The 20,475-nt window shown below is 40.3% G+C and carries 24 protein-coding genes; 3 read left to right on the forward strand and 21 right to left on the reverse strand.

The window, feature by feature from the left end; translation table 11 throughout:
• Positions 1-3: 3 nt before the first annotated feature.
• The 8 genes from ADH90_RS04400 to ADH90_RS04435 all read right to left on the reverse strand — a co-directional run bounded on the left by ADH90_RS04400 (position 4) and on the right by ADH90_RS04435 (position 5,648).
• Positions 4-303, reverse strand: coding sequence for a YlxQ-related RNA-binding protein (locus tag ADH90_RS04400; RefSeq protein WP_049530127.1), 300 nt, complete (start codon positions 301-303; stop codon positions 4-6).
• Positions 296-589: an RNase P modulator RnpM gene (gene rnpM / locus ADH90_RS04405; RefSeq protein ID WP_000857562.1), complete on the reverse strand. Its 294-nt coding sequence runs from the start codon at positions 587-589 to the stop codon at positions 296-298. Before rnpM ends, ADH90_RS04400 begins: the two co-directional genes overlap by 8 nt.
• Positions 590-611: 22 nt before the next feature.
• Positions 612-1,748: a transcription termination factor NusA gene (nusA, locus tag ADH90_RS04410; RefSeq protein WP_049530128.1), complete on the reverse strand. Its 1,137-nt coding sequence runs from the start codon at positions 1,746-1,748 to the stop codon at positions 612-614.
• A 42-nt stretch (positions 1,749-1,790) separates the two neighbouring features.
• Positions 1,791-2,270, reverse strand: a complete 480-nt coding sequence (gene rimP / locus ADH90_RS04415) for a ribosome maturation factor RimP (protein ID WP_049530129.1) — start codon at positions 2,268-2,270, stop codon at positions 1,791-1,793.
• 126 nt (positions 2,271-2,396) lie between these two features.
• A complete protein-coding gene (gene trmB, locus ADH90_RS04420) occupies positions 2,397-3,032 on the reverse strand; it encodes a tRNA (guanosine(46)-N7)-methyltransferase TrmB (RefSeq protein ID WP_049530130.1) in 636 nt (211 codons plus the stop codon).
• Positions 3,029-3,823 (reverse strand): cell cycle regulator CcrZ, encoded by a 795-nt coding sequence (gene ccrZ, locus ADH90_RS04425; RefSeq protein ID WP_049508541.1) that lies wholly within the window; start codon positions 3,821-3,823, stop codon positions 3,029-3,031. Before ccrZ ends, trmB begins: the two co-directional genes overlap by 4 nt.
• A 47-nt stretch (positions 3,824-3,870) precedes the next feature.
• A complete protein-coding gene (locus ADH90_RS04430; protein WP_049530131.1) occupies positions 3,871-4,920 on the reverse strand; it encodes an ABC transporter permease in 1,050 nt (349 codons plus the stop codon).
• Entirely contained in the window at positions 4,917-5,648 is a 732-nt protein-coding gene (locus ADH90_RS04435) for an ABC transporter ATP-binding protein (RefSeq protein WP_049530132.1), read from the reverse strand. Before ADH90_RS04435 ends, ADH90_RS04430 begins: the two co-directional genes overlap by 4 nt.
• Before the next feature lie 67 nt (positions 5,649-5,715).
• Here ADH90_RS04435 and ADH90_RS04440 point away from each other — a divergent pair, with 67 nt between their 5' ends.
• From ADH90_RS04440 to ADH90_RS04450, 3 genes are all read left to right on the forward strand, one after another.
• Positions 5,716-6,126 (forward strand): HIT family protein, encoded by a 411-nt coding sequence (locus ADH90_RS04440; RefSeq protein ID WP_049530133.1) that lies wholly within the window; start codon positions 5,716-5,718, stop codon positions 6,124-6,126.
• A gap of 9 nt (positions 6,127-6,135) precedes the next feature.
• On the forward strand, positions 6,136-6,423 hold the full coding sequence (locus ADH90_RS04445) for a hypothetical protein (RefSeq protein WP_000777764.1): 288 nt from the start codon (positions 6,136-6,138) through the stop codon (positions 6,421-6,423).
• An 85-nt stretch (positions 6,424-6,508) separates the two neighbouring features.
• A complete protein-coding gene (locus ADH90_RS04450; RefSeq protein WP_065427203.1) occupies positions 6,509-7,162 on the forward strand; it encodes a hypothetical protein in 654 nt (217 codons plus the stop codon).
• 86 nt (positions 7,163-7,248) lie between these two features.
• Here ADH90_RS04450 and dnaJ read toward each other — a convergent pair whose 3' ends face one another.
• The 13 genes from dnaJ to pbp2X form a co-directional block, all read right to left on the reverse strand.
• Positions 7,249-8,385 (reverse strand): molecular chaperone DnaJ, encoded by a 1,137-nt coding sequence (dnaJ, locus tag ADH90_RS04455; protein ID WP_049530135.1) that lies wholly within the window; start codon positions 8,383-8,385, stop codon positions 7,249-7,251.
• Between the two features lie 265 nt (positions 8,386-8,650).
• On the reverse strand, positions 8,651-9,283 hold the full coding sequence (locus tag ADH90_RS04460; RefSeq protein ID WP_049530136.1) for a DJ-1/PfpI family protein: 633 nt from the start codon (positions 9,281-9,283) through the stop codon (positions 8,651-8,653).
• A gap of 237 nt (positions 9,284-9,520) precedes the next feature.
• Positions 9,521-11,344 (reverse strand): molecular chaperone DnaK, encoded by a 1,824-nt coding sequence (gene dnaK, locus ADH90_RS04465; protein ID WP_045763636.1) that lies wholly within the window; start codon positions 11,342-11,344, stop codon positions 9,521-9,523.
• Between the two features lie 128 nt (positions 11,345-11,472).
• On the reverse strand, positions 11,473-11,988 hold the full coding sequence (grpE, locus tag ADH90_RS04470) for a nucleotide exchange factor GrpE (protein ID WP_045763635.1): 516 nt from the start codon (positions 11,986-11,988) through the stop codon (positions 11,473-11,475).
• Positions 11,989-12,014: 26 nt separating this feature from the next.
• Positions 12,015-13,049 carry a heat-inducible transcriptional repressor HrcA gene (gene hrcA / locus ADH90_RS04475; RefSeq protein ID WP_049508275.1) on the reverse strand — a complete coding sequence of 345 codons (1,035 nt, stop codon included), beginning with the start codon at positions 13,047-13,049 and terminating at the stop codon, positions 12,015-12,017.
• Between the two features lie 161 nt (positions 13,050-13,210).
• The gene (locus tag ADH90_RS04480; protein ID WP_049530137.1) at positions 13,211-13,723 is read right to left on the reverse strand and encodes a DUF2812 domain-containing protein; all 513 of its coding nucleotides are present in this window, start codon (positions 13,721-13,723) and stop codon (positions 13,211-13,213) included.
• Between the two features lie 21 nt (positions 13,724-13,744).
• The gene (locus ADH90_RS04485; protein WP_049530138.1) at positions 13,745-14,320 is read right to left on the reverse strand and encodes a DUF2812 domain-containing protein; all 576 of its coding nucleotides are present in this window, start codon (positions 14,318-14,320) and stop codon (positions 13,745-13,747) included.
• On the reverse strand, positions 14,320-14,640 hold the full coding sequence (locus tag ADH90_RS04490; protein WP_049530139.1) for a PadR family transcriptional regulator: 321 nt from the start codon (positions 14,638-14,640) through the stop codon (positions 14,320-14,322). Before ADH90_RS04490 ends, ADH90_RS04485 begins: the two co-directional genes overlap by 1 nt.
• Positions 14,641-14,759: 119 nt before the next feature.
• A complete protein-coding gene (gene glnA, locus ADH90_RS04495) occupies positions 14,760-16,106 on the reverse strand; it encodes a type I glutamate--ammonia ligase (RefSeq protein WP_049530140.1) in 1,347 nt (448 codons plus the stop codon).
• 35 nt (positions 16,107-16,141) lie between these two features.
• A complete protein-coding gene (gene glnR, locus ADH90_RS04500; protein WP_000659543.1) occupies positions 16,142-16,498 on the reverse strand; it encodes a transcriptional repressor GlnR in 357 nt (118 codons plus the stop codon).
• Positions 16,499-16,575: 77 nt separating this feature from the next.
• Positions 16,576-17,103: an FUSC family protein gene (locus tag ADH90_RS04505; protein ID WP_049530149.1), complete on the reverse strand. Its 528-nt coding sequence runs from the start codon at positions 17,101-17,103 to the stop codon at positions 16,576-16,578.
• A 131-nt stretch (positions 17,104-17,234) separates the two neighbouring features.
• Positions 17,235-18,215: a phospho-N-acetylmuramoyl-pentapeptide-transferase gene (mraY, locus tag ADH90_RS04510; protein WP_049530141.1), complete on the reverse strand. Its 981-nt coding sequence runs from the start codon at positions 18,213-18,215 to the stop codon at positions 17,235-17,237.
• 1 nt (position 18,216) lies between these two features.
• Positions 18,217-20,472: a penicillin-binding protein PBP2X gene (gene pbp2X, locus ADH90_RS04515; protein ID WP_049530142.1), complete on the reverse strand. Its 2,256-nt coding sequence runs from the start codon at positions 20,470-20,472 to the stop codon at positions 18,217-18,219.
• Between the last annotated feature and the right edge of the window lie 3 nt (positions 20,473-20,475).

Here is a 20,475-nt window from a genome sequence, read left to right on the forward strand (position 1 = left end):
CTTCTATTCCATAAGAGACCTCATTTTCTTTGTAAATCCAGCATCTGTCACAGCCAAAACTTTTCTTGATTTTCCGACTGCTATGCTTAATTCCAGTGTTGAAAACACGGTAATAACTTCTACTTGATAATAATGACTTTTATCCTGAATCTTCTTGGTCAGGTTGGGAGCAGCATCATGGGCGAGAAATACCAGTTTTACTTTCTGGTCTTGAATGGCCTTGACAACCATTTCTTCACCCGAGATGATTTTCCCTGCTCGTTGAGCAAGACCCAAGAGATTGGTAATTTTTTGTTTATTCAAGTCCTAACTCTCTTCTTTTCACTTTGTGATCGACATAGGCAATCAACTCGTCATAAAAGCTTTCTTCAACTTCCATACTAAAGCTACGGTTAAAGACTTTTTTCTTTTTGGCCTCAAGGGCTTCTGCATTATCTAGCTTGATATAAGCGCCACGACCATTAGCCTTGCCTGTCGGGTCAATAAAGACCTGCCCTTCTTTGTTCTTGACAATACGGAGTAAATCTCGTTTATCAATCACTTCATTAGACACAACAGACTTGCGCAAAGGGATTTTTCTAGTTTTCATCCTTCCCTCCTCTGATCAGCTTTTATTCTTCGACCAATTCGTCTATTTCTACCTGGCCAGCTTCTTCTGCTGCTTCCATGGCTTCAAACTCACTTGCAGACTTGATATCGATACGGTAGCCTGTCAAATGAGCTGCCAAACGAACGTTTTGTCCACGACGACCGATCGCAAGAGAAAGCTTGTTATCTGGCACAACGACCAAGGCACGTTTGCTGTCGTTTTCATCAAAGATAACTTGGTCAACTTCAGCAGGAGCGATAGCGTTGTAGATAAATTCAGCTGGATCGGCTACCCATTCGATAACGTCGATGTTTTCTTCGATTGGAACCATACGATCGCTCTTGGCATCGTAGCGAGCTGGGTGGAATTTGCTAGTGATTTTCTTGATGTTAGCACCACCACGTCCGACGATTGTTCCGATCGCATCCACGTTTGGATTGTGGCTACGAACAGCAACCTTGGTACGGTCACCTGCTTCACGAGCAACACTCATGATTTCAACAGTTCCGTCATAGACCTCAGGAATTTCTTGTTCCATCAAACGTTTAATCATTTCTGGATGGCTACGGCTCACAAATACGTTCACACCACGAGGATTGTCTTCAACCTTGTAGACATAAACTTCGATACGATCATGAGAAGCAAAAACTTCTCCAGGGATTTGGTCTTGTTTTGACAATTGTGCTTCGATGCTGCCAAGGTTGACATAAATAAAGCGATTGTCAAAACGTTCTACCGTACCAGACATGATTTCTTGCTCATGCTCTTTGTAAGTATTGTAGGTAATGGCACGTGTTTGCTTGCGCATTTTTTCCATGATGGTTTGTTTGGCAGATTGGGCTGCTACACGACCAAACTCACCTGGTGCTTCTTCAAATTTAATCTTGTCCCCAAGCTCGTAAGCTGAGTTAATGGCAAGAGCATCTTTTAAGCTGATTTCCAAACGGCTATCAAATACTTCATCAACTACTTCACGAACAGTATAAACTGTAAAGTCACCTGTCTTTTCGTTGAAATCAATGGCTACACTGTCTGATTGACCATAGCGTCTGCGATAGGCTGAACGAAGTGATTCCACCACTGCATCAATGATGTCTTCTTTTTTGATTCCCTTGTCTTCTTCCAAAATGCGGAAGGCCTCTAGCATTTCTTTACTCATCTTCTATTCACTTTTGAATCTTCAAAAGCTTCCTTTCTTTTACTATAATTTTACTGCTAAACGTGCTTTTGACACCAAACTGTATGGGATTTGGACTGTTTTCTTACGTGTTTTGTCCATATATTCCATAGTCAACTCATCCTCTTCAAAGGCTAGCAAGGTTCCTTCAAAGACCTTTTGCTTATCAATTGCTTGGTAAAGTCCAACATGGATGTATTTCCCAACCGCTCCAGCGACTGCTTCCTTGGTTTTCAAAGGACGTTCCAAGCCTGGGCTGGTGATTTCTAGGAAATATTGTTCTGGGAAGGGATCTGGCTTGATAGTATCTAGGATAGGACTGATAATCTCTGTCAAGTCCGCTGTGTCGTTCAAGGTAATTCCCTCTGGTTTATCTACAAAAATACTAAGAATCATGTCACTGCCAATCTTTCCGTACTCGATATCAACGAGTTCAAAGGGAGCTTCAATGACAGGTTCTACGACTTCTCTGACTAATTCTACGATAGTTGCGATTGCGTCCACCTCCTCATAAGCAAGAGGCGAAGATATCTCCCCGCCTCACTTTCTCATATTCTTACTTACAGTATAGCACTTTTGACTACTTATGTAAAGTATAAGCACTCAGAAGGCTTGATTTTAAGCTTTTTCTTAAAATTCTGCCTCAACTCGATAGATAACCTGACCCTTACTTGAGAATTTTTCTTCATATTCTGTCATGACATTGCCTTCAAAGTCGCTGGCATGCAAGTCCAACCAAACTCCATTGAGCTTCATGCCGTATTGAGAAAAACTCACTAGGCTATATTCAAATAAGCCACGGTTATCTGTCTTGAAATGAATCTCACCGTGTTCAGGCAAGATACGCTTGAAGGTATCCAAGAAACTCTTATAGGTTAGACGACGCTTTTCATGGCGTTTTTTAGGCCACGGATCTGAAAAGTTTAGGTACAAGCGATCAATCTCACCATCTTCAAAGTAGTCGGTCAAATCAGAACCATCAACCCACAACAACTTAATATTGGGTACAGAGACTTCCAAAACCTTGTCCAAGGCATAACTCAAAACAGACTTTTGAATATCAATCCCGATATAGTTGATATCAGGGTTTTGCTTGGCCATACCTGACACAAAGGCCCCCTTACCACTACCAACCTCAACATGGATAGGATTGTCATTTCCAAATAAATCTCGCCATTTACCTTTGGCTTCTAAAGGATTTAAGACAACATACTGAGGATTAGCCTCTAGTAATTCTGTTGCCCCTTTACGATTTCTAACTCTCATCTCTTCTTTCCATACTTGTCACGGAAGATACGCAAGGCATAAATCTCCCGATTGACATTTTCTAGATCTTCATTTGTATAATATTTGGCAATCTGGCTCAAGAAGGATAACTGAGCATACCAAAATAGTTTGTTGATGACTGTTTGGTTGTATTTGTAACCGTAATAAGTCAACCACTCTTTCCACTGATAGTCTGGAATATAGTGACATAGCATATGCGCCACATCAAACATGCGATCCGTTAAACGAACGGAATCCCAATCCACTAAATAAACAAGACCACTCTCTGTCTCAATCCAATTACTATGTCGTACATCTCCATGAACGATCGTTGCATAATCTTCCCTAAAGTTTGGCAAACTTCCTCGCAAATCCTCTACTACCATTCTTAGATATTGATTGTTCTTCAAGGATTCTGGAGCATCTTTTAACCAAGCCTGAAGCAAGTCAAAAGGTGTTTCTAAAGAATAGCCCAAACGAGTCAATTGCGTCATCAAAGGACGCGAACGATGCAAGCGGCTCAAAATATTGATAATCTGCTTGCGATTCATATCATAAGGGGTCAAAATTTTACCATTCAACCATTCTTGGGCACACATATCACGCCCATCCGATAAACGGCGAGTCCATAATAATTGAGGAGCGATTTGTTCCTTGGCTAAACCAGGTAGGATTGGAGATGTGTTCATTTTAATAAAGACGCGCTTCCCATTAGGGTAGCTTCCCATATAAGCTTTTCCGCTTTTCCCAGGTATAGGGGTCAGCGTTAGCTCAATATCACCCAAGTCCATTTCTTTCCTCCGTATAAAGTTTCCTTACTATTCTACTAGTTTTTAGGCTATTCGTCAACCAGTCTTTTAAGTTGGTAAGGTAAATAAAGAAATTGTAAAACGAAACTAACTCCAACAAGAGCTAAAAGGGCTAATTTTTCTTGGAGGGTAATCAACCCAACTACCAGCTGAACCAATAAAACAAAACCAGTCAATCCTCGGACAACTGCCTGTAACCCTTTTTCCTTTTGCCCCTTGTCTAGCGGGAAAAGTTGGGTCAAATATTGGTAGTCAAAGGCATGATAGAGGGCCAGCAACTGAAAGAGCAAGAGATAGTTAAATAAAACTACCACTGCTGCGGCTATCCAAGCTTGCTCGATAAAGATCAAAGCCAGCAAAGATAGAAAGAGGAGGCGAAGACTGAGGGCAAAAAGATCTCCATTTCGCAGATAAGAACGAAGATAGAGGTTCTGCCAAATCTTGCTCGGCACCTTCTGAACTGCTTTTAGGATAACATCTAGATAAGCTCGTCTCTTGACACTGTTTGAAATTCCCTTGACTTGGGTAAAGAGGGCAAAAAAACGGAGTAAAAACTGCTTGCGTTTACTTTCTTGGGCAATCACATAGTCCCAGTCAAGATGATTTACTCTAAAAAACTTGCCAGCTTTTTTCTGAAACAGGAAATATTTCCCGACTCCCAACAGAAGAACATAGACCCCAAAAACTCCTAAGCCTAAGCCCATGGCTAAAAATAAAGGAGCAAAAAAGAGCAAAAAGAGAGTCTGTACACTAACCCAAAAGATGAAGGAAACTAGACTTTGCTTCTGGATATGTTCTCTTACTTCTTCTTCAGCTACTAAGAGAAAGAGCTTATCAGGCGATTCCACATAAGTCGCGATTCCACCCCAAAGCAAGAGTAAAACAGAGACAATCCCAATTAAACCTAGGATCGGTAAATGATTTTCAGGAAAATGCTGGAGCAGTTGACTATACTGATAGGCTAGAAAACCTATTAAGACCAGTAAAAACAAGACAAAGTGGTCATTGAGCACATAACGCAGATAACCGACACACTCTTTACGAAAAGCCTGCTTTCGCTTTAGAAACAAGTCTTTCATCGGTCCTCCTCTTTGGTCAAAGCCAAATAGATATCATTGAGACTTGCTTCCGGCATGGCAAAGGCTTGTCTCAGCTCTTCAAGATTCCCTTTAGCTCTCACTTGACCTTTGTGGAGAATGACAAAAGAGTCACACATTTTTTCAGCAGAGTCAAGAACGTGGGTACTCATGAGGATAGACTTGCCTTTTTTCTTTTCAAGCTCCAAAAGCTGAATCAAGTCCGAAATTGCCAGGGGATCAAGACCAAGGAAAGGTTCATCGACAATAAAGAGACTCGGATCCACAACAAAGGCACAGATAATCATGACCTTCTGCTTCATCCCTTTCGAAAAATGAACAGGAAACCAATCTAACTTCTGATCCAAACGGAACATTTTTAAAAGCGGTTCTACACGTTCAAAAGCTAGTTTTTGCTCAATACCATAGGCCATGGCAACCGTCTCGATATGTTCTCTGAGAGTCAATTCCTCGTACAAACTAGGAGTTTCAGGAATGTAACCAATCTGTTGACGATATTCACGAGGATTGGCACCTAAGGTTAGCCCGTCAATGTTTATTTCTCCACTATAAGGTGTCAAAAGTCCAATAATTTCATTGATGGTCGTTGATTTTCCAGCACCATTGAGACCAATCAAACCGACCAACTGTCCACTCTCGACTGTAAAGGACACATCTTTCAAGACAGGAACATGAACATAGCCCCCAGTCAGGTTTTTAATTTCTAACATATTTTCTCCAAATCTGGTATAATGTAGCTATATTATATCAAAATTCAATACAGTAGAGGTAGATTTTATGTCAGATTGCATTTTTTGTAAAATTATCGCAGGAGAGATTCCCGCATCAAAGGTTTACGAAGATGATCAAGTTCTTGCCTTCCTTGATATCTCACAAGTAACACCTGGTCACACCTTGGTCGTACCAAAAGAACACTACCGCAATCTTTTAGAAATGGATGCTGCAAGTGCTAGCCAACTGTTCGCCCAAGTACCCAAGGTTGCTCAAAAAGTCATGAAAGCTACCAAAGCTGAAGGTATGAATATCATCGCCAACTGCGAAGAAGTTGCTGGACAAACCGTTTTCCATACCCATGTCCACCTTGTCCCTCGCTATAGTGCAGATGACGACCTCAAAATTGACTTTGTCGCACATGAACCAGACTTCGGCAAACTTGCCCAAGTCGCTGAAACGATCAAAAACGCTTAAGGAGTCACTATGAAACTATCAAATTTACTACTTTTTGCAGGCTCTGCAGTCGGTTCATACCTCCTCGTTAAGAATCGCCAAGCTATCACTGAAGAAGTTCTAGATACTACTGATCGTGTTGAAGCCATTAAGGATGACTTGGATATCATCCAAGATAGCCTGCAAATTATCGACCAACAAAAAGAACTCATCAAGGAATATCAAAAAGATTTGACCTATAAGTTTAAAGTCTTTGAAAAAGACCTTCAAGCAAGACTTAGTGTGATAAAAGAATTACAAGAAACTGAAGAAAACTAAGGAGAGGAAAACTCCAACTTTCCTTATATCCCCTTTAAATCCATTTTGGGTCAGCAGATCCTAATAGACCAGGGAGGGCATGAAAATGAAACAGTTTTTTAAAGTTTTGACGCGGATCATCCTGATTATTTGTGGTGGCCTCTGCCTTCTTGTAGCCCTAGCATTTCTAATACTGGCCAATCTGTTCAAGGCCTCACCGAGTGACATCAAAAAAGGAAATGAAGCCTTAAAACAAATCTTTATCTCCCTTGACCTGCCTCCTGAAAAAGTAGAATCAAATGGAAGCTATCAATTCGAGGGTGGAGGCTTAGATTTTTATGTGACTTTCTCTGATGATGTTGTCATTAGCCACCCAGTCCTAAAAGAAAGTCCTAACCTGACTAAAAATCGACTCAAAGTCTATGTCCTAAACACAGGAGATATTTCCTACCATTCAGTAGAGGACAACTTATTCAATCATGGTTTATTCCAATTTTTAGAGGAGGAGAGCAGGAAGTATTTCCAAGAAATCGGAAAAAAATCAAATCCTTCTTTCTTTATTCTCTCTTGGCAGGATTCGGAAAGCCTGAAAAAGGGAATCGCATTCTATGAAAAAGCTTTGACCTTGGTGGATATTCAGGATAATTCGGCAATTAAGCACATTGATACCGTCACCGTGAAACCTGGCAAGGAAGCGGAATTCAAGCAACTCATCCAGGAGATGGATGAGGCTGGCTTACTCACTCAAAAATATCAATAACAGACCAGTCTGAAAATGATTCCTCCCATGCTAAAATCCTAAAGATTACACGAAAAAGAGCCCGAAGGCTCTTTTTACTTTATGCTTTATTCTCCTTCAAAGGCATCCTTAATATGGTCAAAGAAGCCTTTTTTCTTTGGATTTACTTTCAAATCACCTGCAGCTGCGAATTCTTTCAAGGCTGCTTTTTGGCGGTCATTCAAACCTGTTGGGGTAACAACATTGACAGTAACATATTGGTCACCCAGGGCACCACCACGAAGGCTAGGCGCACCTTTACCACGTAGGCGGAATCGTTTACCAGTCTGAGTTCCTTCTGGAATGACTAATTCTACATCACCATGAACTGTAGGGATGTCTACTGTATCACCAAGTGCTGCTTGAACAAAATTGAGGTTCAAATTGTAGAAGATAGTAGTTCCTTCACGTTCAAACTTATCACTAGCTTCAACTGAAACCACCACGTACAAGTCACCATAAGGACCACCATTAAAGCCAGCTTCACCTTGACCAGCTAGGCGGATTTGTTGACCTGTTTCCACACCAGCAGGGATTTTTACGTGTACGCTATGGGCTTGTTTTTCATGACCAGTTCCATGACAGGTTGTACATGGATCTTTGATTTCTTGACCACGGCCATGACAAACATCACAGGTTACTTGGCGACGCATCATACCGAGCGGTGTTTGGGTATCAACATTGATCACACCTGAACCATGACAGCGTCCACAAGTAACTGGACTTGTTCCAGGTTTAGCACCAGACCCATTACAAGTACGACAGCTTGCTTCACGATTGTATTTGACTTCCTTTTCTGTACCAAAAATAGCTTCTTCAAAAGTCAAATGAACGCGATACTGGAGGTCGTCACCTTGACGAGGGGCGTTTGGATTACGTGATGCACCGCCACCACCAAAGAAACTTGAGAAAATATCCTCAAATCCACCAAAGCCACCTGCTCCATCGAAGCCACCGAAACCACCTGCTCCACCAAAACCACCATTGGCACCAGCAGCACCATATTGGTCATAGGCCGCACGTTTCTGTTCATCGCTCAAAGTTTCATAAGCTTCTTGAACTTCCTTGTACTTGTCCTCAGCTCCAGGATCCTTGTTGATATCTGGATGATATTTTTTAGATAATTTCCGATAGGCTTTCTTGATCTCATCTTGAGATGCATTTTTAGAAACGCCCAAACGGTCGTAAAATTCAGTATTGTTCATACAAGATACTAAGAGCGAACAGAAAGCGACTGAAATTTAGGAAACCGACAAGAAATCCTGATTTCTTAGGAGGTTTATCTAATTTCCAAGCTTTCCGCTCGAGTTCAATTCCCCGAACGCTCTTTGTTCCTTTCTATTGATGTTGTGAATCAAACCACGAATTCAGTCGGGTTCAATTCCTTTCTTTCATATTGAATTAGAAACTTTGGAACCCGTGTTCAGTTGCGAACACCTTTGTTCCTTTCTATAATTTATAAGTAAATCTTTAGAGGGTGTTTTCTATACTTTGCTTCACTTGATCAAACTCTTCATCTGATAGAGTAAATATCAAATCCTCTTCCGAGTAATCCTTTTGTTCCTTAAAATAGTTATCCGTATTCTCTGCCAACCCTAAACTTAGAATCACTTTCCTTGCAAACTCATGATGCGCAAAACCAATAGCCGTAATGATCTGCTTATCTTGCACAAGCACTTTAGGTTGGAAATTTTCACGTGGAAGAAATTCAAAATAGTCAAAGAAGTTTTGCCAAATTCCACCTGTAAATTTCGTGTTCTTCAACAAGCCTGCTTTCGCCAATAAAAGAGGCGCTGAAGAAATGGCGGCAATGAGGATATCTTGCTCACCAAGGTTCCTCAAGAACGAAATCAATTTCTCATCCTGTAGGGCAGGGCCTATGTTTACCATTCCTGGCAAAATCACACAAGAATACTCTTCTATACGGATCTGATCTAGTGTTTTGGTCGGTTGACAGGGCAAACCATCCTCAGAGACCACCATCGAATGATCTGAAGCGACATAATCAATCGTGACGTCAAAAGACAGAGCTAAAGTACTTGTTAAAGCGGTTATCTCATAAAGAGAAAAATTAGGATAAATGATACAAAGTACTTTTTTCATACGCAACATCCTCTATTTTACCGAAAAACAGAGGCTGGGTTGCAACCTCTGGATTTCTTCTTATCATTACGACGTTCAAAAACAAAGTCGATTATACTTTGTTTTTGAACTAGTAAGGCGTTTAGGCAAGTCGCCATAGCGATTGCCGTAGACTGGCAATCATTAGAGTGAACAGTCATTATTAACGCCTCGCTCCCCGATTTTCAAGCTCGGGATAAAATAGTCCACTGGACTATTTTATTTTTCCGTAAACTCTCCGTCTACGACGTCATCGCCTGCGTTTCCTGTTGCTTGTGCGCCTTCTGCTCCTGCTTGAGCTTGTTGCGCTGCTGCGGCTTGTTCATAGAGTTTAACGGCAAGTCCTTGAGCTTTTTCGTTCAATGCTTCAAGTTTTGCTTTCATTTCGTCCAAGTTGTTGTCTTCTTGGGCTTTCTTAAGCTCATCGAGGGCAGCTTGGGCAGCATCACGTTCTGCATCGAAGCCTTTACCTTCAGTTTCCTTGATTGTCTTTTCAGTCGCAAAGATAGCTTGGTCTACTTCGTTACGAAGGTCAACTTCTTCTTTACGTTTCTTATCTGCTTCAGCGTTAGCTTCTGCATCTTTCATCATGCGGTCGATTTCTTCGTCTGTCAAACCTGAGTTAGATTGGATAACAATTGTTTGTTCTTTTTGAGTTCCAAGGTCTTTGGCCTTAACAGATACGATACCGTTCTTATCGATGTCAAATGTCACTTCGATTTGTGGGATACCACGAGGTGCAGCTGGGATATCTGTCAATTGGAAGCGTCCAAGAGTCTTGTTATCTGCTGCCATTGGGCGTTCCCCTTGAAGAACGTGGATATCAACGGCTGGTTGGTTGTCTGCTGCAGTTGAGAAGACTTGTGATTTAGATGTTGGAATAGTTGTGTTGCGGTCGATGAGTTTTGTAAATACTCCACCCATTGTTTCGATACCAAGTGACAATGGAGTTACGTCAAGAAGAACAACGTCTTTGACGTCACCAGTGATGACACCACCTTGGATAGCAGCACCCATAGCCACAACTTCATCAGGGTTTACTGATTTGTTTGGTTCTTTACCGGTTTCAGCTTTAACGGCTTCTACAACGGCAGGAATACGAGTTGAACCACCGACAAGGATGACTTCGTCGATATCTGACAAGCTCAAACCTGCATCTGAAAGGGCTTGACGAACTGGAACTTTTGTACGTTCTACAAGGTCACGAGTCAAATCGTCAAATTTCGCACGAGTCAAAGTCATTTCCAAGTGAAGAGGTCCAGCTTCACCAGCAGTGATGAATGGCAAGCTGATTTGTGTTGAAGTTACACCAGAAAGGTCTTTCTTAGCTTTTTCAGCCGCGTCTTTCAAACGTTGAAGGGCCATCTTGTCTGTTGACAAATCAATGCCGTTTTCTTTCTTGAATTCTGCTACTAAGTGGTCGATGATTTTTTGGTCAAAGTCGTCACCACCGAGTTTGTTATCCCCTGCAGTTGCCAATACATCAAAGACACCATCACCGAGTTCAAGGATAGATACGTCGAATGTACCACCACCAAGGTCGAATACCAAGATTTTTTCTTCTTTATCAGTCTTATCCAAACCATAAGCAAGGGCTGCTGCTGTTGGTTCGTTGACGATACGTTCTACTTCAAGACCAGCGATTTTACCTGCGTCTTTTGTTGCTTGACGTTGAGCATCGTTGAAGTAAGCTGGAACTGTGATAACTGCTTTAGTTACTTTTTCACCAAGGTATTCTTCAGCATAACCTTTCAAGTATTGAAGGATCATAGCTGAGATTTCTTGTGGAGTATATTCTTTTCCGTTAGCAGAAACTTTTTCAGAAGTACCCATCTTAGATTTGATAGAGATCACTGTATCTGGGTTTGTTACTGCTTGACGTTTCGCAGCGTCACCAACGATGATTTCACCGTTTTTGAATGACACAACAGATGGAGTTGTGCGGTTACCTTCTGGGTTTGCGATGATTTTTGATTCAGTTCCTTCAAGAACTGCTACTGCTGAGTTTGTTGTACCTAAGTCAATACCGATAATTTTAGACATATGTTTTTCTCCTTGTTATTTATTCTCTTTTTTCTTTTTGATATTTTCCTTGCAAGCCTCCGGCTTGCTTCTTATCTTTCTTTCATAGTTTATTGTCGTTTCGGACAAGATTTTTCAAGTTTTCTAGCCTAATTGTAGACAACTACCATAGCCGGTCTTAGGATGCGGTCATGGAGTTTGTAGCCTTTTTGGAAGACTTGTGCGATGGTGTCTGCTGGATGTTCGTCATCTGCTGGGACTGTTTGAATGGCCATATGGTAGTTATGGTCAAATTCTCCATCCGCTGGAATTTCTTCAATTCCCTCTTCTTTTAGAGCATGTACCAAACTTTCTTGCACCATTTCCAAACCCTTCTTCACATCATCTGTCAAACCTTCAACGGCAAGGGCACGCTCTAAGTTATCTAGTGATGGTAAGATTGCTTTTGCCAAATCTTGGCTGCGATAGCGTTGCAAGAGTTGACGTTCTTCATTGGCACGGCGCTGAATATTTTGCATCTCTGCATGAGCTCGAAGATATTTGTTTTCAAATTCTTCGGCACGTTCATTTGCCAAGTCCAGTTCAGACTTCTCAGGAGTTGTTTCTTCAGCTGTTTCCACAACTTCCTCTTCTTTTACTTCTTCATTTTTAATATCTTGGGCCATTTTCGCCTCCTTTAATGATTTCAATCTTAATTCACTTCATAGTGATTGCTGCTGAGATAGCGGTAAAAATCCGTCAACTTCATAGTCAAAACTCGATTGACAACATTAAGTTGATTAACCAATTGTTGATAATCCAGATTAACCGGACCTATAATCGCAAGAATTCCAAATCCACGATAGGGAATCAGGAACTTACTGCTAATCACTGCTAGATCAGCAAGGCAAGATTCTTGGCTATCCGCAACTCGGACACTCTGCATCTGGTCGCCAATCAGATTCTCTCGAATTTCCAAAGCTACCTTTTGTGGCTGATCAAAAAACTGATAAGCTGCTAGATTTGCGAAATTCAAAAGATTGACTTTGCCAGAAACCACGATATTTTCATTGAACATTTCTTTGAAGATATGCTCAACGAGATCCATAACGTTATCCGTTGTTGTAAAGTAACGTTGGATAATCTGCGGAATCTCTGTCCGAATCTTGTAGTGAATATCCAAAACAGTCTGATCCAGGAAACGTTCTTGAATCATGGTCTTGAGGCGGTTTAAATCCTCCTGCAAGAAATTTCTCGGAATCAAAAACTGACTGGTAACTGTTCTAGATTCATCAAGCGTAAAAACAGCAAGAGCTGTATGTTGCCCGAGTACAACAATATCAAAAGCTGTTAGCTTCTGCCTACTTGGTTCTACATCCAACGCTACAACCGTACAACCACTCAAGTCTGACAAAATTTTCGTTGCCTCTTGAAGAATATCCTCAAGTTTGAAGAATTCCTGATCAAAGGCTTTTACAATCTCATAAACTTGATTTTCAGCTAAACGGTCAAAGGATAGGGAGTGTTTGACATAGTATTGAAATCCAGCCACACTCGGCATCCGACCACTGGAAGTATGAGCCTTTTCAAGCAAACCTTGCTTTTCTAGAGCTGCCATATCATTTCGAATGGTAGCACTACTTGAGTTGATAGACTCTTGCAAGGCTTTGGATCCAACAGGTTCGTGCGTTTTGGTAAAGATGTCAATAATCAGATTTAAAATATTCTGCTGACGTTCCGTAACCATCTCGTCACTCCTCTCTGATAGATCTCTTTTAGCACTCGACACATCCAAGTGCTAACTTATGATTCTATTATACACCCTTAGAAAAGAATGTCAAGACAAAAACTCAAAAATTAGCACTCTTTTACCAAGAGTGCTAAAAATCGGTCTGAGGACCTAGAAAATCATCCTACATTCTCAAGATATTTCTTTTTAAGTCTGTAAAAACTATAGATTAGATAAGTAATCATGAGGGCATATAGGGCGAAAATAAGGAAGAAAGATTGAGAGAGACTTTCTCGAAACAAGCTCATACAAATAACTAGACCGCCAGAGATAGAAACTGTAGATGTACGAAGTCTAGATTTCAAATCAGCCCATTGAAAACGATTGTCCATGAAAGATTGATCATTTAAATCTACATCACAAGTTGCTTTTCGAAAAACCGTATAAGAACAATTTTCCACAAATTCCCATCCTCTGTCCTTAATACTTTGTAAATCTACCTCATTTTTTCTAAGGTAGCTAGTATTCCACAGACGGTAAATCACATCATCTGGTCGGCATGGTTCAAAATAGAAAAAGCCAAAACGATTCGATTTAAATTTCCAACCTTTCAAATGCATCTCATGCAAATAATCTTCCACCTTATCCAAATCAAAAATGGTAAACATTCGAAATTGTACTTTGCTATTCATTGTCTAACCTCCAAAATGGTTTTATTTATCAGATAATTCTTTCCACTTTTGAAACAATCTCCAAAAAATATAAAAAATCTGAATCGTGAAAACTATCAATAAAGTACAGTCTATGATAACAATCAAAAACATTCCCCAACTGAAAGAACTACCTCCACCTAGAAACTTTGAGAAAACCGGCAGTAGCGCTGAAAAGAGAAGTAAAACAGGAAGCATCCGCATTGTTAAAATCTTCTTGACCATTGCTAACTTCCCGGCCGCGTCATTATAAATTTCAAACTCGGCATCCGACTCAACTCCAGAATAAAGCTTTCTAAAGTAGGAAAAACCATTAAAGTCTGTAATATGCTCCCAGCTACAATCTTTAAATAGTTGTAAATAGGAAGCTCTCTCTGACTTTTTCATAGGATAAAAGTCCAACTGATAAACCACCTGCTCCGGTTGGCACTTTTCAAAAGTATACTTAACCGCAACCACTAAGTTAGAGTAGCTTACTTCCTTAAGTTTCCAGCCCTGAGCATGCATTTCTCCGAGATAGAGAGCCTCTCTATCATAATCCGCAATGGTAGCAATTCTATAAACAACCTTCTTTTCCATCAAAGCTCCTCCCGACTGTTTCTATAGAGCCGCTCAATACGTTTCAACTCAATCTCTAAAACTTTCTGACCCAAGTCTGTTATCTGATAGATTTTACGTTTTTCCTCTTCTCGAACAAAGGAAATCAAACCATCTTTTTCCATCTTTGACAGGGTTCCATACATTGTTCCAGGACTAATGGAAACCTGTGAATCTGTCATCTCTTTAACCTTTTGAGTAATACCATAGCCATGGTTCTCCTTTTGCAGACAGAACAGAATATAAAAACCCGTTTCCGTCATGGGAAAGTAGACACGCCTAATCTTATCTGTTAATTCCATTTAATCAGACCTCCTATTTAGTTCGATATATCGCATCTCGTTATATAAAATATATCACAGCTCGATATAAATTGCAAGAAAAAAAGATCGTCCTCACGGACAATCTTTCTGATTTATCATTAGTATAGATCTAGGTAGTTATCAATCTCCCATTGTGAAACGAAGGTTGCATAGCTTGCCCATTCGATTCGTTTAGCTTCAAGGAAACTAGTGTAGATGTGTTCACCTAGAGCTGCTTTAACCACTTCGTCTTCTGTCATAGCCTTCAAAGCGTTGTGAAGTGTAGAAGGAAGATCAGTGATTCCTGCAGCTCTACGTTCTTCCGGTGTCATAATATAGATGTTTTCTTCGATTGGTGCCGGTGCTTCAATTTTATTTTCAACACCATGGAGTCCGACTTCAAGAAGGACAGCCAAAGCGATATAAGGATTAGCCATTGGGTCTACGGAGCGTAACTCAAGGCGAGTACCCATACCACGTGAAGCTGGTACGCGGACAAGTGGTGAACGGTTGCGACCTGCCCAAGCGATGTAAACAGGTGCTTCATACCCTGGAACCAAACGTTTGTATGAATTTACTGTTGGGTTCATGATAGCTGTGTAGTTGTAGGCGTGCTTGATCAAACCACCAAGGAAGTGATAAGCTGTTTCTGACAATTGCATTCCTTTTGGATCATTTGGATCAAAGAAGGCGTTGTTTCCTTCCGCGTCAAACAAGGACATATTGCAGTGCATTCCTGAACCAGCTATACCAAATTTAGGTTTAGCCATAAAGGTTGCATACAAACCATGTTTACGCGCAATTGTTTTTACAACAAGTTTAAAGATTTGAATCTTATCACAAGCACGAAGAACTTCATCATACTTAAAGTCAATCTCATGTTGACCTACGGCAACTTCGTGGTGACTGGCTTCTACTTCAAATCCCATTTTAGTCAAGACATTTACAATCTCACGACGAGTGTTATCAGCAAGGTCTGTAGGCGCCAAATCAAAGTAACCACCCTTGTCATTCACTTCAAGAGTTGGGTCTCCATTTTCATCAAGCTTAAATAGGAAGAATTCTGGCTCTGGCCCAAGGTTGAAAGATTTGAATCCAACTTCTTCCATATGACGAAGAGCACGTTTAAGATTTCCACGAGGGTCTCCTGCAAATGGTTCCCCTTCTGTTGTATAGACATCACAAATCAATCCTGCGACACTACCGTTCTCATCTCCCCATGGGAAGACTGTCCAAGAGTCCAAATCTGGATATAGATACATGTCTGATTCATTGATACGGACAAATCCTTCAATAGAAGACCCATCAAACATAGCCTTATTTGACAAGACCTTGTCTAGTTGTTCATCTGTAGCAGGAATTTCGACGTTTTTCATCGTTCCCAAAATATCTGAAAACATGAGACGAATAAAGGTTACATTTTTTTCCTTAACTTCACGACGAATATCTGCAGCTGTGATTGGCATGGTTTTTCTCCTTATATATGACGACTTGCGGTTGCCTAACCGCGACCAAAAGGTGATTGTTGAGAAGCAAAGCGACTTTGTTGGAGAACTTCATTCCGAAGCGCTCTTCGTACTTCAGTTTGACTCACTGGTTTTTTAGACTTCGCCTCACGTTCAGCATATTTTTTCTTGATGGCAGCAATGTTGAGACCTTCAGAGATATAATCCTTAATCTCAAGTAATCGATCCATGTCATTCAAAGAATACATACGGCGATTCCCCTCGTTACGATCAGGCTTAATCAATTCCTGGTCTTCATAATAACGAATTTGGCGCGCCGAAAGATCGGTCAGTTTCATAACACTACCAATAGGAAAAACTGCCATATTGCGACGAAATTCTTTTTCCTTCATGTGCACTTCCTCTTCTTTCTGTCTATTATAGTCTAAAAAAAATCAATCGTCAATCAATAATGTTATATCTTGTAACATTATTTTTCTTTTTTCTCTAAAATGCTCCGTAAACGATCAATATCGTAATTTACAAGAATTGCTACAAAAACTCCCATAAAAGTCTCAAAAACTCGAGCAAACACGTACAAAATAGTCTCTCCACTCGGAATTGATAGGGTAATAATCAACATAGCTGAAACTCCGCCTATGACACCCGCCTTATTGTTCATGGCAACATTTGTCATGATGGTTAACATGGTACATATCGGAACCACAAGGAGAGTTACCCAAAAGGCTCCATGAAAAAAGTTGTTCAAGAGAAAGAACATCAGCGCATAAAAACCACCGATACTATTCCCTAAAATACGTGATGTCCCAAAGTGGACACTCTTATCAAAGTCTTCTCTCAAACTAAAAACGGCTGTAAGAGCTCCAATCTGAAGTCCCTTCCATCCAAAAAAACCAAAAATCATGAGGACCAAAAAAACAGCGATTCCTGTTTTAAAGGTACGCATCCCTAACTTAAACTTGCTTTTATCAAATCTATACTTTTTAAAATAACTCATCATTTCATCTTTCTTTTTTTCCATTTTATCATAATTTTACTTTTTTGAGAAAGGGATTCCTCAATTGAAGAAAATAGGAACTAAAAAGAGAAGGGTATAAATCCTTCTCTTTTTCAATTCGATATTCTATTTTAGAATAAATACATAAAAGCCAAGGTCACGAGACTAGCAAGCAAGCCAACTCCCCAGAAGAAGAAATCGACCTTCCACTCACTCCAGGCTTGACCTTTACCTGAAAATCCACCCAACTCAAAATGGTGATGAACTGGTGTCATCCGGAAGATACGTTTTCCTCCAGTTAACTTAAAGTAAGCAACTTGCATCATGACAGATGTTGTTTCAAAAACATACACTATACCAATCAGGAGTAGCGTCCATTCTTGGTGCAGCGCCATAGAAATAGCTGCCAACATTCCTCCAAGAGCAAGACTTCCCACATCTCCCATAAAAACTTTAGCAGGCTTATGGTTATAGACAAAGAAACCGAGAAGACCACCAATCATGGCGATAATGACTAGCAAGATATCCAATTGGTTTTGTACATAAGCAATAACTCCATAGGCAGACAGACTAATCACCACTGAGATACTTGCCAAGCCATCAATTCCGTCAGTCAAGTTAACAGCATTTGAAAAACCAACTAACCAGAAGAGAGCAAAGAAAATGTAAAGAACGCCTAGGTGCAATGGATATCCAAATACATTTAAGACATCCCCTCCTCTTTCATAAAAGAGATAGAAGATAACTCCTCCTACTAATTGAAGCAAGAGCTTTTGTTTAGGATTGAGCCCTTCATTGATTTTACGGAAAACCTTGAGGAAATCATCTAAGAAGCCAACCAAACCATACAAAACGAGAATAAAGAGGATCATTCCAACATTGTTGGTTAGTTGATTAGTTAAAAGTGCAAGAACTAAACTAACTAAAACGCTTGTTACGAGGAAGACAATCCCTCCCATTGTCGGCGTCCCAGCTTTTGCCTGGTGTTGTTTAACATCCTCATGCATCTGTTGACCAGTAATCTGTGCTTTACGGTAAAAACGGATAAAAGCTGGAATTCCTACCACTGTAAGAACAAAAGTAAGGATTCCAGGAAAGATAGAAACTAGCATTCTAATCTCCTAAAGTTATTCTTATTTTCTGTATATTTTTTAAAGCTGTATTAGAACGAACACTTTGTTTTTTAACAATTTCTCCTGTACCTTCAAATTCAACTTCAAGATTCAACCATTTGGCAAAGGTTTCAACATTTTTCTTAGACCAGCCATATAAGTCAGGCATCTCTTCTACCTTGTCTGAAAGGAGTAAGATTTGCTCATTAGCGTCTAGATTTGTTCCTTCTGCCACTGAACTGTCCTTGATTTTTGTTCCTGAACCGATAACGATTGGTTGAACAAGATTGCGTCTCAGTTCCTCTGCCATATCTCCCGGACTATGGTCCTTGGTCGCTGGCATTGCATAACTAGTTGTTGTTGTAACTTGATCCAGATTTTTAGCTGTAGACTGAAGATTAAGAGATTCTTTCATGGCAGAAGCTCGTTCAAGAATAGGATTAGCAAACTCTCCAAACCAAGGTGTAGAAAAGTGTTCTGGCTGTTGAACTGTTACGTAAAGAATAAAATCAGGATTTTCAGAAGGATGCATGGTTACTACAGAAAAGATATAATTGGTTTTCCCAACTAAATATCCTCCGTTTTGCTCATCGGCAATTTGAGCTGTTCCAGATTTGACAGAAACATTCTGACCAGGAACAGTAATTACTGGTTTATTATCATTACGATTATACATGGTCCCATAAATAGGGTCTGTACCAACCAAAATCATGTTTTCCCTAGTCAAACTAGCCGTTTCTTTAGAAACAGGATTACCCACAACTTCTTTTTGCGACTTCCGAACTGACTGATCATTTGGATCATAAAGGGCGCTAATAAACTTTGGTTCTAACATAACTCCGTCATTCGCAATGGCTGTAAAAGCACGTAGCATCTGGGTCTGCGTTACAGAAATCCCCTGACCAAATGCACTCATGGCAATATCGACAATATTATCTGCAGGCAATTGACCTGAATACTCATCAGTCAGACCAAAACGCGTCGGCACCCCAAACTTAAAGCGATTGAGATAATCCAACCAAGTAGCATCTCCCATTTTTTGTTGGAGCAAGGTCATACCCACATTACTTGAGTGAGCAAAACCTTGAGAGTATGTCATTATACTTCCTGCTGATAAACCATCATTAACATCCCAGTCTCTGATAGTCGCATCAGCAATCTTTAATTCACTGCTATTGAAATATTCTCCCCCAGGGAAGGTGTTGTTGTCAATCGCTGCCGCCAAGGTCATTACCTTCATGGTCGAACCTGGCTCATAGTTACTTTGGTAAAGGATATCACGCCAAACAAAGTCTTCGGTAATTCCTTCTTTGGTATCAGCATCAAAGGTCGGTCTTTGAGTTGTCGCCAGAATTTCTCCAGTCTTGGCGCTGACTAAGGTTGCAGTCATATACTTGCCTTTTAGTTTTTCTTGGAAGGCATCCATTTGACTTTCCATAAAGGACTGCAAAGGACTAGATAGGGTCGTATAGACGTCTTTCCCGTTTACGGTCTGTTGGGTGACTTGTTCTGTACCAGGAACGATATTACCTAGACGGTCTTTTTCATAGGTAATAATACCATCTGTCCCTGCTAACAAGCTATTCAAGGAGCTTTCAATACCAGATGTTCCAATAAGACTCTTTGAACCATCTTCATTTTCATGTAACTGTGCTAAACCAATAAAGGATGATGCAAATTTCCCATTTGGATAACTTCTATTTGGACTAGTCGTAAAATTAATACCCTCAACCTTAGCAGATTCTAAGTCCTGTTTAATGGACATCATATTAGCATAGGTAATCCCATTCCCTTTAGCACCAAAAGAAACCTGTTTGAGATTTGGTTGAGAGAGTTGGTCTTTGACGTAAGTCTCCTCCATATCTAAGTATTTATGAAAAATTTCTGCCACTTTGTTGTACTGAGATTCTTCTACATAAAGAACATCACCATTAGCGGACTTATATTCTTTATCTATTACAGCATAGACATTATAGGAGGTCGCATCTTCTGCTATGGGAGTTCCATTACGATCATAAATGGTTCCTCTTTTAGCAGGAACAGTCAGAGTCGTTTGATGAACTTTTTTTGCTTCTTTAACCAGATTGACCCCAAATTTTGTGCCTGTACCAATAATCACCGCAAAATTAACCAAAAAAACAGCAAAGAGAAAGACGGCTATGAGACTGAGGCTCTTTCCAACTCGTCTGCGGTTTTCAAGGGGAGATTTGCGATTCTTAATGGCAAAGGGTATTATTTTTTCTTTCCAGGTTTTCATATA

Source organism: Streptococcus pseudopneumoniae (assembly GCF_001073085.1).
GTDB lineage: Bacteria > Bacillota > Bacilli > Lactobacillales > Streptococcaceae > Streptococcus > Streptococcus pseudopneumoniae_M.